Annotated in this window: 13 protein-coding genes; 8 read left to right on the forward strand and 5 right to left on the reverse strand. The window is 68.0% G+C overall.

All coding sequences use genetic code 11. The features are described from left to right. The first annotated feature begins 1 nt into the window (after position 1). The 5 genes from U870_RS0120465 (at position 2) to pknB (ending at position 7,595) form a co-directional block, all read left to right on the forward strand. The gene (locus tag U870_RS0120465; protein WP_025159224.1) at positions 2–1,252 is read left to right on the forward strand and encodes a PP2C family protein-serine/threonine phosphatase; all 1,251 of its coding nucleotides are present in this window, start codon (positions 2–4) and stop codon (positions 1,250–1,252) included. After that, positions 1,236–2,648: an FtsW/RodA/SpoVE family cell cycle protein gene (locus U870_RS0120470; RefSeq protein ID WP_025159225.1), complete on the forward strand. Its 1,413-nt coding sequence runs from the start codon at positions 1,236–1,238 to the stop codon at positions 2,646–2,648. The genes U870_RS0120465 and U870_RS0120470 overlap by 17 nt, the downstream gene beginning before the upstream one ends. Before the next feature lie 3 nt (positions 2,649–2,651). Next, positions 2,652–4,106: a peptidoglycan D,D-transpeptidase FtsI family protein gene (locus U870_RS0120475; RefSeq protein ID WP_025159226.1), complete on the forward strand. Its 1,455-nt coding sequence runs from the start codon at positions 2,652–2,654 to the stop codon at positions 4,104–4,106. After that, entirely contained in the window at positions 4,103–5,803 is a 1,701-nt protein-coding gene (locus tag U870_RS0120480; RefSeq protein ID WP_025159227.1) for a serine/threonine-protein kinase, read from the forward strand. Before U870_RS0120475 ends, U870_RS0120480 begins: the two co-directional genes overlap by 4 nt. A 97-nt stretch (positions 5,804–5,900) precedes the next feature. Further along, entirely contained in the window at positions 5,901–7,595 is a 1,695-nt protein-coding gene (gene pknB / locus U870_RS0120485) for a Stk1 family PASTA domain-containing Ser/Thr kinase (protein WP_025159228.1), read from the forward strand. 45 nt (positions 7,596–7,640) lie between these two features. On the opposite strand, the gene U870_RS0120490 is transcribed toward pknB, so the two are convergent. The 3 genes from U870_RS0120490 to U870_RS0120500 are packed head-to-tail and all read right to left on the reverse strand — an operon-like array spanning position 7,641 to position 9,281. Next, positions 7,641–8,279: an anthranilate synthase component II gene (locus tag U870_RS0120490; RefSeq protein WP_025159229.1), complete on the reverse strand. Its 639-nt coding sequence runs from the start codon at positions 8,277–8,279 to the stop codon at positions 7,641–7,643. Next, a complete protein-coding gene (locus tag U870_RS24720) occupies positions 8,276–8,434 on the reverse strand; it encodes a hypothetical protein (RefSeq protein ID WP_043710616.1) in 159 nt (52 codons plus the stop codon). Before U870_RS24720 ends, U870_RS0120490 begins: the two co-directional genes overlap by 4 nt. A 1-nt stretch (position 8,435) precedes the next feature. Continuing rightward, positions 8,436–9,281 carry a class E sortase gene (locus U870_RS0120500; protein WP_240183768.1) on the reverse strand — a complete coding sequence of 282 codons (846 nt, stop codon included), beginning with the start codon at positions 9,279–9,281 and terminating at the stop codon, positions 8,436–8,438. A gap of 115 nt (positions 9,282–9,396) precedes the next feature. On the opposite strand from U870_RS0120500, the gene U870_RS0120505 reads away from it, so the two are divergent. Beyond that, positions 9,397–9,648, forward strand: a complete 252-nt coding sequence (locus tag U870_RS0120505) for a cell division protein CrgA (protein WP_025159231.1) — start codon at positions 9,397–9,399, stop codon at positions 9,646–9,648. A gap of 237 nt (positions 9,649–9,885) precedes the next feature. On the opposite strand, the gene U870_RS0120510 is transcribed toward U870_RS0120505, so the two are convergent. Both U870_RS0120510 and U870_RS0120515 read right to left on the reverse strand, forming a co-directional pair. Next, the gene (locus tag U870_RS0120510; protein ID WP_025159232.1) at positions 9,886–10,740 is read right to left on the reverse strand and encodes a rhomboid family intramembrane serine protease; all 855 of its coding nucleotides are present in this window, start codon (positions 10,738–10,740) and stop codon (positions 9,886–9,888) included. Between the two features lie 23 nt (positions 10,741–10,763). Next, entirely contained in the window at positions 10,764–11,303 is a 540-nt protein-coding gene (locus U870_RS0120515; RefSeq protein WP_025159233.1) for a peptidylprolyl isomerase, read from the reverse strand. Between the two features lie 125 nt (positions 11,304–11,428). Between U870_RS0120515 and U870_RS0120520 the strand changes: the two genes are divergently transcribed. Continuing rightward, complete coding sequence (locus U870_RS0120520; protein ID WP_025159234.1) at positions 11,429–11,983, forward strand: hypothetical protein; 555 nt, start codon at positions 11,429–11,431, stop codon at positions 11,981–11,983. Positions 11,984–12,070: 87 nt separating this feature from the next. Further along, positions 12,071–12,271 carry a PspC domain-containing protein gene (locus U870_RS0120525; protein WP_025159235.1) on the forward strand — a complete coding sequence of 67 codons (201 nt, stop codon included), beginning with the start codon at positions 12,071–12,073 and terminating at the stop codon, positions 12,269–12,271. The last annotated feature ends 4 nt before the right edge of the window (positions 12,272–12,275 follow it).

Genomic DNA, 12,275 nt, shown 5'->3' on the forward strand with positions numbered 1-12,275 from the left:
CGTGGCATCCACGAACCGGGCGGCGGCACTCTCGCACGTCGGCAAGATCCGTTCGAACAACCAGGACTCCGGCTATGCGGGTCACGGGCTGTTCGTCGTCGCCGATGGCATGGGCGGCCACGCGGGAGGCGATGTCGCCAGCGCCATCGCGGTCAACCGCATCCGCGAGGCGGACACCGAGTACGCCACCGCCACTGAGGCCGAGTTCGCGCTGCAGTCCGCGCTGATCGCCGCGAACTCGCTCCTCGCCGAGACCGTCTTCGAGCACCCCGAGCTCACCGGGATGGGCACCACGGTCAGCGCGATGATCCGCGTCGGCGACCAGATCGCGCTCGCCCACATCGGCGACTCCCGCATCTACCTCTACCGGGACGGCGAGCTGAAGCAGGTCTCGACCGACCACACCTTCGTCCAGCGTCTCGTCGACAGCGGCCGCATCACCGAGGAGGAGGCGATGGTCCACCCGCGCCGCTCGGTGCTGATGCGGGTGCTGGGCGACGTGGACGCCTCCCCCGAGATCGACACATGGGTGCTCGACACCCGCCCGGGCGACCGGTGGCTCATCTGCTCCGACGGACTGAGCGGCGTGGTCAAGAACGACGACCTCCAGGCGGCCCTGGCCACGCGGGACGCACCCCGGCAGGTCGCCGAGAAGCTGCTCAAGCAGAGCCTCGACGCCGGCGCGCCCGACAATGTGACCGTCGTGATCCTCGACATCGCCGACGTGGCGCCGGGCGACGTGGTGAAGGAACCGGTGACGGTCGGCTCCGCCGCGGCCCCGCTGCAGTTCGGCGAACCCAAGCCGGCGACCCGCGCCTCTCGCCTGCCGACGCTGCGCCTGCATCCTGTGCGCCCCGCTTCCGGACCCACCCACTTCGAGCCGCAGTCCGACGACTACCTCGACGAGCTCATCGAGGAGGACGCCCGCCGCGCACGCCGCCGCCGGGTGACCTGGATGGTCGGGCTGGTCGTGCTCGTCCTCGCGATCGTCGCCGCCGCGTTCATCGGCTACCAGTGGACCCAGTCGCGTTATTTCGTCGGCGCGTCCTCCACGGGCAAGGTCGCCATCTTCCAGGGCGTCCAGCAGGACCTCGGACCGATCAGCCTCTCGCACGTCTACGAGGAGACGGACGTCGCCCTCGACACCTTGCCGACGTACGACAAGCAGCTGGTGAAGCAGACCATCAACGCGGACGACCTCACCGCGGCCCGTTCGATCGTGGAGCAGTTGAGCGATGCCGTCAAACAGTAGCGTCGCGGAGTCCCGGTCATCGGCCCGGGCCGCCTCGAAGACCGCCACCGGTCCGATCAAGCGGCTGCGGCTGCCGGCGAAGCTCCGCAACCTCGAGCTCTTCCTGCTGCTCATCGCCTGCGCGATCAACGCCGCTGCGGTCGTGCTCGTCCAGCTCGGCGCACTCGGCCATGTCGACCTGACGCTCGTCTATCTCGGCGCCGGCCTCTCGGTACTGGTGATCGGGATGCACATCGCGCTCCGCTTCGTCGCCCCGCAGGCCGATCCCTTCCTGCTCCCGATCGCCACTGTGCTGACCGGCATCGGGATCGCCGAGATCTACCGCATCGACATCCACTTCAAGGACTCCGGCTGGGACAGCGCCGGCGTCAAGCAGATCGCCTGGACGGCGATCGCGATCGTCTGCGCCCTCGCGGTCATCATCGTCATCCGCAACCACCGGATCCTGCAGCGCTACACGTACATCTTCGGCTTCGCCGCCCTCATCCTCCTGCTACTGCCCATGCTCCCCGGCATCGGCAAGGAGATCTACGGCGCGCGGGTCTGGATCGGCATCGGTCCGTTCAGCTTCCAGCCTGGCGAGATCGCCAAGCTGTGCCTCGCGATCTTCTTCGCCGGCTACCTGGTGCAGGCCCGCGACTCGCTGTCGATGGTCGGCAAGAAGATCCTCGGCATCCGCTTCCCGCGTGCCCGCGACCTCGGCCCCATCCTCATCGTGTGGCTGATGTCGATGGCCGTGATCGTCTTCCAGCGCGACCTCGGCACCGGTCTGCTGATCTTCGGCCTCTTCCTGGTGATGCTGTACGTCGCGACGGCGCGCATAAGCTGGGTGATCCTCGGCCTCCTGCTCATCGTCGGCGGCGCCGTCGTGGCCAGCCAGGTGCTGGTCTACGTTCACGACCGGTTCGAGAACTGGCTCAATCCGTTCGCGCAGAAGGTCTACGACTCCGACGGCGGCAGCTTCCAGCTGGTGCAGGGTCTGTTCGGCCTCGCGCACGGCGGACTCATCGGCACCGGCCTCGGTCAGGGGCAGCCCTGGGTGACCCCGGTCTCGCAGAGCGACTACATCATCGCCAGCCTCGGGGAGGAGCTCGGCCTTGCCGGTCTCTTCGCGATCTTCGCCCTCTACCTGGTCTTCGTCGCCCGCGGCCTGCGCATCGGCTTCGCCGGCCAAGACGACTTCGGCAAGCTGCTCGCGGTGGGCCTCGCGTTCACCGTCGGACTGCAGTGCTTCATCGTGATCGGCGGTGTCACCCGCGTCATCCCGCTGACCGGTCTGACCACCCCGTTCCTCGCCGCCGGCGGGTCCTCGCTGGTGGCCAACTGGATCATCGTGGCGCTGCTCCTGCGGCTGTCGGACACGGTCCGCAATCAGCCCCGTCTGGTGGTGAGCTAGCCCATGAACCGGGAGATCAAACGCGTCAGCACGATCGTGTTGGCGATGTTCCTCGCCCTGCTGGTGTCCACGACGATCCTGCAGGTGTTCCAGGCCGACACACTCTCAGCGGACGCGCGCAACACCCGAGCCCGCAACGACAGCTACGCCGCTCAGCGTGGTGCGATCCTGGTCGCCGGCCAGCCGGTCGCCCAGTCCGTCGCCGCGAACGACGTCTACAAGTGGCAGCGCGTCTACAGCAACGGACCGCTCTACTCGGCCATCACGGGCTTCTACCCGGTCAACGGTGAGGCGACGGGCCTGGAGGGGGCGCTCGACGAGCAGCTCAGCGGCACCTCGAACTCGCAGTTCTTCGACCGGATCAACTCGATCCTCACCGGTAAGAACCCCCAGGGGGCGTCGGTCGAGACGACCATCGACCCGGTCGCGCAGCAGGCGGCGTGGGACGCGTTGGGCGACTACCAGGGTGCGGTGGTGCTGATGGAGCCGAAGACCGGTCGCATCCTCGCCATGGTCTCCAAGCCCAACTACGATCCGAACGTGCTCGCGTCACACGACACGGCGGCCGTGAACGCGACCTACCAACAGCTGCTCGACGCGCCGGGCGACCCCTTGATCAACCGGACGATCGGCGGCAACCTCAACCCGCCCGGATCGACGTTCAAGCCCGTCATGAGCGCTGCGGCCTTCGGCACCGGCGACTACACCAAGGACAGCCAGCTGCCGAACCCGTCATCGCTGCAGCTGCCCGACTCCCCCACGGTCGTCAAGAACGACTCGCTGACCACCTGCGGGCCGGGTGCCACGGTGTCCATCGCCACGGCGCAGATCCTGTCGTGCAACATCCCGTTCGCCGAGCTCGGCATGCAGCTGAACGCGCAGACCATCAAGGACCAGGCGGACAAGTTCGGCTTCAACCAGGCGCTGAAGATTCCGATCCCGGTCGAGAAGAGCGTCTACCCGCTCTACGAGGAGCCCGCCTTCCGCGCGCTCGGCTCGTTCGGCCAGAAGGACGACAAGGCATCGCCGCTGCAGATGGCGATGGTCTCGGCAGCGGTCGCCAACGGCGGGAAGCTGATGTATCCGAACCTGGTCGACTCGATCCGCACGTCGGATCTGCAGACCATCGAGAGCTTCCAGGCGAAGCAGCTCTCGGAGCCGATGTCCCAGGCGAACGCCGACACGATCAAGCAGATGATGGTCGACGGAGTCAATGAGGGAGTGGCGAGCAATGCAAGAATAGACGGGGTTCAAGTCGGCGGGAAGACGGGGACGGCGCAGAACGGCGAAGGCGAGCCGTACACGCTGTGGTTCACCGGGTTCGCCCCGGCGAACGACCCTCGGTTCGCAGTTGCGGTTGTCGTGGAAAATGGTGGTGGACGCGGTCAGAGCGGCACGGGCAACTCGATCGCCGCTCCGATCGCGAAAAAAGTACTAGAGGCGGTGCTGAATAAATGAGACCCACAGCAGGGCTCACCTTCGGAGGACGTTACGAGCTGCAGTCGCGCATCGCGATCGGCGGCATGGGCGAGGTGTGGCAGGCCACCGACCTCGTGATCGGCCGCACTGTGGCGATCAAGATCCTCAAGGACGAGTACCTCGGCGACCCCGGGTTCCTCGAGCGCTTCCGCGCCGAGGCCCGCCACGCCGCGCTCGTCAACCACGAAGGCATCGCGAACGTCTACGACTACGGCGAGGAGGAAGGCAGCGCCTTCCTCGTGATGGAGCTCGTCCCGGGCGAGGCGCTCTCGAGCATCCTCGAGCGGGAGCACGTGCTCAGCACCGACCGCACGCTCGACATCGTGGCGCAGACCGCCGCGGCTCTTCACGCCGCGCACGCCGCCGGCCTCGTGCACCGCGACATCAAACCGGGCAATCTGCTCATCACCCCGGACGGCCGCGTCAAGATCACCGACTTCGGCATCGCCCGCATCGCGGACCAGGTGCCGCTCACCGCGACCGGCCAGGTCATGGGAACGGTGCAGTACCTCTCGCCCGAGCAGGCGTCGGGTCACCCGGCCTCGCCCACGACCGACATCTACTCGCTGGGAATCGTGGCCTACGAGTGCCTCGCCGGCCGCCGGCCCTTCACGGGCGAGTCGCAGGTCGCCATCGCCATGGCGCAGATCAACGAGGCCCCGCCGGAGCTCCCGGCCACGGTCGCCGAGCCCGTCCGCAACCTGGTCTTCGCCTGCATCGCCAAGAACCCGGCCGACCGGCCCGCCTCCGCCGCCCACCTGGCGCGCGCCGCCCAGGCGCTGCGCCGTGGCGACGTCCGCGCCGCTGCGGCCTCCGTCCCCGCGATCCTGGGTGGCGTGGCCGCGACCGACGCCGCGACCATGCTGATGCCGTCCCCCGCGGGGGCACCGACCCAGGCCACCACCGTCCTGCCGTCCGCCACCGCCGCGCAGGCCGCGCAGGAGGCCGAAGAAGCCCCCGTCGAGTCCAAGAAGCGCAGTCCGTGGACATGGCCCCTGATCGCACTCATCGCGCTGCTGGCGCTCGTACTGATCGGAACGATCATCGCCCTGGTGGCGCAGCCGAACCAGCCCAAGCCGACCCAGACCTCCACGACGAGCCAGACCCCCACGAACACACCCCCCTCGCCGACGCCGACACCGACCTCCAACACGTCGCAGATCACCGAGAGCGAGTTCCTCGGCAAGACCGGCGACGAGGCCCGGCAGATGCTGCAGTCCCTCGGCATGGTGGCGGATGTGCAGACCGGCTCGCCGGCGACGTCCAAGGACACCGTCAACACGGTCTACCGCGTCAACCCCACCGGCCCCGTCCCGAAGGGCTCCACCGTCACGGTGATGGTCTACGGCGACGTGGCGGCCATCCCGACGCCGACGGACACGGTCTCGGCCAACCCGTCGTCGCCGCAGCCGCTCCAGAACCCCGCGACCCAGATCACGGTCACGTTCGGCTCCGCGGGCTGCCCCGCCGGGCAGAACCTCGTCGGGCGCGCACTGTACGTGAACGGCGCCCAGCAGACGCCCACGTCGGGCAACACGACGGTGTGGGCGCCGACCGCGGCCGGCACGTACAAGCTCTCGTACACGATCTTCTGCGGCGAGTCCGTGGAGTCGGCCCAGTCCCCGACCGTCGACTACACGATCAGCCCGAGCAGCACCTCGACGCCGAACCCCTGACCTCGTCCGTCCGACCGGTCTGACCCCCGCACGAGGGAGATCCTCAGAAACAGCCCGATACACTATCCGACAGCCACCGCCTGAGAAGGAGTCCGCATTGAGCCCAGATAGCCGCCTGCTCGCAGGCCGATATCAGCTGGGCGAACTGGTCGGGCGCGGCGGGATGTCGGACGTGCATCGCGGCACGGACACCCGGCTGGGGCGCACCGTGGCGATCAAACTCCTGAAGCCGTCCCTGGCGACGGACCCGGCGTTCCGCACGCGCTTCCGACAGGAGGCCCAGGCGGCCGCGCGCATGGCCCACCCCACCATCGTGCGCGTGTTCGACGCGGGCGAGGAGACGGTCCACGAGCCGAGCGGCCACGAGGCGCAGCTGCCGTTCATCGTGATGGAGTTCGTCGACGGCATCCTCCTGAAGGACCTGATCAAGAAGGGCCCGCTCGAGGTCTCCGAAGCGGTCCGCATCACCGAGGGCATCCTCACGGCGCTCGAGTACTCGCACCGCGCGGGAGTCGTGCACCGCGACATCAAGCCGGGCAACGTGATGATCACCAAGACCGGTCAGGTCAAGGTGATGGACTTCGGGATCGCACGCGCGATCAGCGACTCCTCGGCCACCGTGGCCCAGACCACCGCCGTGCTCGGCACGGCCAGCTACTTCTCGCCGGAGCAGGCGAAGGGCGAGTCGGTCGATGCCCGCACAGATCTCTACTCCACCGGCGTCGTGCTGTTCGAGATGCTCGCCGGCCGGCCTCCGTTCCGCGGGGACACCCCGGTGGCCGTCGCCTACCAGCACGTCAGCGAGGCCCCGGTCGCGCCGAGCACCATCAACCCCAAGGTCTCGCCGGCGATGGACGTCGTCGTCGCCCGGGCGCTGACGAAGGATCGCTTCGAGCGCTATCAGACGGTGGCCGAGTTCCGCGCCGACCTCGAGGAGGCCGCAGCGGGCCGGATCCCGGTGCACAAGGAGACGGACGAGTTCGCCGAGACCCTGTTCGGCGCCCCGCCGAGTTCGGTGTCCGGACCGGAGGCCGCGTTCCGGCAGCTCGCCGAGGACCAGACGATGACGCGCACCCAGCGCCGCCCCCCGGTGATCTGGATCTGGGCCGGCATCGCGGTGATGGCCGTCGTCATCGTCGCCGTGCTCGCCTGGGTGCTCCGCCTCGCGCCCACCACGACCATGCCCGAGACCTCCCGCACGGTCCCCAGCCTGTCGGGGCAGACCGTCGACGAGGCCACGGCGACGCTCGAAAAGATGAAGCTCAAGTGGACACAGACCACCGAGACGAGCTCCACCTACGCCGAAGGCCAGATCATCCGCAGCGATCCCGGCGCCGGGATCGTGGTCGCGACCGGCGACACCATCAACCTCTACGTCTCGACGGGCAAGAAGACGGTCGCCGTCCCGGACGTCCACAACATGACGCTGGACGCGGCGAAGGCGGCGATCACCGCGGCCGGTCTCGCGATCGGCCCGGTCACGACGGAGAACTCGTCCTCCGTCGCGGCCGACATCGTGATCTCGACCGATCCGGCGTCGACCGGCAAGGCGCACGAGGGCGACCCGATCTCGCTCACGGTGTCGAGCGGCAAGGTGACGCTGACCGACCTGACCGGGCAGACCATCCAGGCGGCGACCGGCATCCTGTCTCAGCTGGGTCTCACCGGCAACCCGAAGCCCGACCCGTCCTGCCCGCAGGACTCCGGAGCACCGCTCGTGCACTCGCAGTCCGTGGCACCCGGCGACGTTCCGCAGGGCTCGTCCGTCGACCTGACGTACTGCTCGGGCTGAGCCGAGGCGGGGTGAGTCGGTCCGCCCCTCGCGGGCGATGCCGGTTCAGCCGAGCTTGACCAGCGGGTTCAGCGCCCGCGACGCCTCCGCGGCGCCGGCCAGGCCGGCGACCTCGAGCCAGTTGCCGAGCATCCGGTAGCCGCCCTCGGTGAGCACCGACTCCGGGTGGAACTGCACGCCGTAGATCGGGGCCTCCCGATGCTGCAGCGCCATGATCACGCCGCCCGGGGTGCGCGCCGTGATGACGAGCTCGTCCGGGAGGGTGCCGTCGACGACGGCCAGCGAGTGATAGCGGGTCGCCGTGAACGGCTGCGGGACGCCCGTGAAGAGCGTGCTGTCGTCGTGACCGACCTGCGACGTCTTGCCGTGCATGAGCTCTTCGGCATTCGTGACCACTCCGCCGAACGCCTCGGCGATCGCCTGGTGGCCGAGGCACACGCCGAGCAGCGGCTGCCCCGTGGCGAACGCCTGCGTCACCACCGGGATCGACACGCCGGCATCCGCGGGCGTGCCGGGTCCGGGCGAGATCAGCACGGCGTCGTACTCCGCCAGACGGGCCGGGATGTCGGCCGCCGCGATGTCGTCGTTGCGTACGACGTCCGTCTGCGCGCCGAGCTCCCGGAGGTATCCGTTCAGCGTGTAGACGAAGCTGTCGTAGTTGTCGATGACGAGTACGCGGGTCACGGCCCCACGGTACCTTCCTGCGGACCCAAGAGCGAATCCACCCAGGGGAAGGCCCAGGTCACCAAGGCGAACAGCACGGCGACCACCAGGACCAGCAGGATGATGATGCGCAGCCAGACCGGTCCGGGCAGGATGCGCCACAGCGCAGCGTACATGTCAGCCTCCCTGACTGGTGCTGAGGCCGGGCACCCCGGCGAGCTCGCTCGGCACGTCCTGCGCCGGTGCATAGCTGTCGAACACGTTGTAGGCGATCAACCGCTCGCCGGCCGCGAACGGCGGGTTGCAGGTGGTGATCGTCATGAGCCGCTCCGTCGGGGTCGCTGCCGGCTGTCGCGGCACCGGGAGGAGCACCTGGACGGCGGACGGCTGCACGTACTCGAAGTTGCGGAAGACATAGGTGTACCAGCCGTCCTTCGTCTGGACGTAGATCTTGTCCCCGATGTGCAGCTTGGAGAGGTCGATGAAGGTGTTCCCCCAGCCGCTGTCGTGACCGGCCACCGCGAAGTTGCCCACCTGACCGGGCATCTGCGTGTCGCTGTAGTGTCCGACACCGGCCGTGTAGCTGTTGAGCACCTTCTCCACGTCGACCGTCTGGCGGATGGTGCGCTTCCAGTCCGCACCGAGCCGGGGGATGTAGAGCACGGCGAACGCCTCGTAGTCGGCCGGCTGGGCCATGACCGGGATGTCGACCGCACCGTTGGCATCGGGAGTCGGAGTCGGCTTCGGCGCCTTGAGGGCATCCTGGAGCCACTGCTGACTCTGAGTCGCCGCGGCGGAACTCTGCTGGTTGTCGACGACGAGGTTGTTCCACCACATCTGCCAGCCGAGGAAGAGCAGGACGAGCACACCGGCCGTGATCAGCAGCTCGCCGAGGACTCCGACCACGGTCGGGCGACGAGGCGGCTTGCGGGCCTTCGTGCCCCGGCCCTTCGACTCCCCCTGGGGGGCGCGTCGATCGGATCCGCGCGGACGACGCATCTCGGGTTGGGTCGGATCCGCCATATGGCAGATTCTACGAGGAAAACCTGGGCGTAGCCCCGCCGGATGCCCGCTTTCGAGCCCGTTGTCGGCGAGAAGCTTCGGAACGCTCAGACCGGTCCCGCTACACTGTGGTGCTATGGCACGCAGCAAGTCGAAGATCAAGCCCGAGCGCACCGAGCGGACCGCAGCCGCCTCCGGAGAAGAAGCGCCCAACCCCGTCTGGTTCAAGCCGGTGATGTTCGGCTTCATGCTGCTCGGACTGGTCTGGATCATCGTCTTCTACGTGAGCCAGAATCAGCTCCCCATCCCGGCGCTCGGCGCGTGGAACATCCTCGTCGGCTTCGGCATCGCCTTCATCGGCTTCCTCATGACCACCCGGTGGCGCTGACGCCGCTCCTTCTCCGTCCGACGCTGCGCGTCGAGAAGCCCGGTCCGCGATGGACCGGGCTTCCTTTGTTTCCACAGTTATCCACACCGTCTTATCCACACTGAGGAGAACTCCATGGAGGCCGTTCTCCCCAGTGTTAATAAGCCTGTGGAGAGTTACACGCGTGTAATTATCCCCACTGTTAACAAACCTGTGGATAACTTATCCACGCCGCTGGACCGGCTGTGGACATGACGGTTACAGGAAGCGGATCAGGCTGAGGGCGATCAGCAGCACGCTCAGGACGATCACCAGCGGCAGCTGGAGGGACCGCCGGGAGGGCTTGCGCGTCTCGACGTAGATCAGGCCCACGAGGATGCCGCCGACCAGACCGCCGACGTGCGCCTGCCAGGCGATGTTGAGCCCGGGGAGGAAGCCGATGGCGATGTTGAGCACCATCAGCACCAGGATCTGGGTCGCGTTCCCGCCCAGCCGGCGCTGGATGATGAAGAACGCGCCGAACAGGCCGAAGATCGCTCCAGAGGCTCCCACGACCGGCTGGAGCGGGCTGCTCAGCAGCAGCACGCCGAGCGATCCCGCGAAGCCGCTGATCAGGAACAGCACGAGGAAGCGCAGCCTCCCGAGCATCGGCTCGAGGATGCTTCCGAAGATCCACAGCGTGTACATGTTGAGCGCGATGTGGATGATGCTCGCGTGCGCGAACACCGAGGTGAACATCCGCCACGGCTCGAACGGGAGGGCGGCAACGGTTCCAGACGGGTATGAGTACGCGCCCGCGTACTGGATGGCAAGCGTCACCTGGCTCCCGATCACGGGGAGCGACTGCAGGATGTACACGACCACGCAGAGCGCGATGATCGCATACGTGACGACGGGCGCACCCTGACCGGTCAGCCGGGGGATCCAGGCCGGCTTCGTCTTGGGCGCGGTGGCGCGCTGCTCCGCCATGCACTCCGGGCAGACGAAACCGACCGCTCCGGGGGTCTGGCACTCACCGCAGATCGTCCGCCCGCACCGCTGGCACAGCACGTAGCTGACCCGGTCCGGGTGGCGATAGCAGTAGCTCGCTCGCGCGTCGACGGGCTGAGACATTCTTCCGACTCGCCCGTCCGGTCTCAGACCTGCTCGATCTCGACCGACTCGATGACGACGTCGTCGAGCGGCCGGTCGCGGGCGTCCGTGGGCACCTCGGCGAGCTTGTCGACGATCTTGCGCGACGCGTCGTCCGCGACCTCGCCGAAGATGGTGTGCTTGCCCTGGAGCCAGGTGGTCGGTCCGACCGTGATGAAGAACTGCGAGCCGTTGGTGCCGCGTCCGCCCTGGATGCCGGCGTTGGCCATGGCGAGCATGTAGGACTGCGTGAAGTCGAGCTCGGGGTTGATCTCGTCGTCGAACTGGTAGCCCGGTCCGCCGATGCCCTGGCCGAGCGGGTCGCCGCCCTGGATCATGAAGCCGGGGATGATGCGGTGGAAGATCACGCCGTCGTAGAGCGGAGTGTTGGTCTTCTCGCCGGTGGCGGGGTGGGTCCACTCGGTCTCACCGGTCGCCAGGCCCACGAAGTTCCGCACCGTCTTCGGCGCGTGGTTGCCGAAGAGGTTGACCTTGATGTCTCCGTAGTTGGTGTGGAGCGTGGCGACAGCGGTGTGCTTAGACATGGCACCAATTCTTGCACAGGGGGTTAGCCCGTTCGCGGCACCGGTCTTCAGCTCTCGGTCCATCCTCAGCCCTTTCGGTGGCAAGATGGAGACGGTTCGCTATTCCGACGCAATGGAGGTCCAGAATGAGCCTGACACGGAAGCGCAAGAAGGAGCTCAAGCGACTGCGCAGCAGCGCGGAGGAGCTGTGGGGTCAGCAGCAGGAGGTGCTCGCCGGTGCGAACGCCGTCGCCGCCGAGGCCCGCAAGCAGGCCGCCTACTACACGCGCGAGGAGATCGCACCACGCGTCCGTGAGGGCTACGACTCCTACGTCCGCCCTGCCGCCCAGTCGGCGGCGCAGACCGCCGGCCATGTCGCCGGGTACGCACGCGACCGCATCGTCGGCGACGTGATCCCCGCTGTGGGCGGCGTCGTCGGCACCGCCCTCTCGGTCGTGGACCACGCCCGCGCCGCGCGTGCGGCCGCGTTCAACGGCGACTTCGCCCAGGCGCGCAAGGAGTTCACCCGCAAGGTGCAGGTCGCGCCGAAGAAGTCCGGTCCGGGCGCCGGCACGATCATCGCTGTCGGCCTCGGCGTCATCGCCGCCGCCGGCCTGCTCTACGCGGTGTGGCAGACGTTCCGCGCCGACGACGAGCTCTGGGTCGCCGACGAGGAGCCCACCGCTCCCGCAGCGGAGTAGCAGGCGGCATCCGCCTCGGGGTATCCCGGGGTGGATTGGGGGGTTTCCCCGATAGCGGTCGTGGTGCCGGTGGGCGACGCTGGAGTCATGAACATTCTCCAGCGTCCCCTCCAGGGACGGGTGCTCGGCGGTGTCTGCGCGGGTCTCGCGCAGCGATTCGGACTCACGCCCACCACGGTCCGTGTGCTGTTCCTGCTGTCGTGCCTGCTTCCCGGCCCCCAGTTCATCGCCTACATCGCGATGTGGATCATCATCCCCAGCGAACGGCGCGACGTCGTCACGCTCTAATCGT

Origin of the sequence: Leifsonia aquatica H1aii (assembly GCF_000633535.1) — a bacterium.
Classification (GTDB): domain Bacteria; phylum Actinomycetota; class Actinomycetes; order Actinomycetales; family Microbacteriaceae; genus Leifsonia; species Leifsonia aquatica_A.

Coding starts and splice junctions, on each gene's coding strand:
- U870_RS0120520 (WP_025159234.1), top strand. CDS start 11,429: ATGAGCCTGACACGGAAGCGCAAGAAGGAGCTCAAGCGACTGCGCAGC.
- U870_RS0120470 (WP_025159225.1), top strand. CDS start 1,236: ATGCCGTCAAACAGTAGCGTCGCGGAGTCCCGGTCATCGGCCCGGGCC.
- U870_RS0120500 (WP_240183768.1), bottom strand. CDS start 9,281: ATGGCGGATCCGACCCAACCCGAGATGCGTCGTCCGCGCGGATCCGAT.
- U870_RS0120480 (WP_025159227.1), top strand. CDS start 4,103: ATGAGACCCACAGCAGGGCTCACCTTCGGAGGACGTTACGAGCTGCAG.
- U870_RS0120510 (WP_025159232.1), bottom strand. CDS start 10,740: ATGTCTCAGCCCGTCGACGCGCGAGCGAGCTACTGCTATCGCCACCCG.
- U870_RS24720 (WP_043710616.1), bottom strand. CDS start 8,434: ATGTACGCTGCGCTGTGGCGCATCCTGCCCGGACCGGTCTGGCTGCGC.
- U870_RS0120475 (WP_025159226.1), top strand. CDS start 2,652: ATGAACCGGGAGATCAAACGCGTCAGCACGATCGTGTTGGCGATGTTC.
- U870_RS0120515 (WP_025159233.1), bottom strand. CDS start 11,303: ATGTCTAAGCACACCGCTGTCGCCACGCTCCACACCAACTACGGAGAC.
- U870_RS0120525 (WP_025159235.1), top strand. CDS start 12,071: ATGAACATTCTCCAGCGTCCCCTCCAGGGACGGGTGCTCGGCGGTGTC.
- U870_RS0120505 (WP_025159231.1), top strand. CDS start 9,397: ATGGCACGCAGCAAGTCGAAGATCAAGCCCGAGCGCACCGAGCGGACC.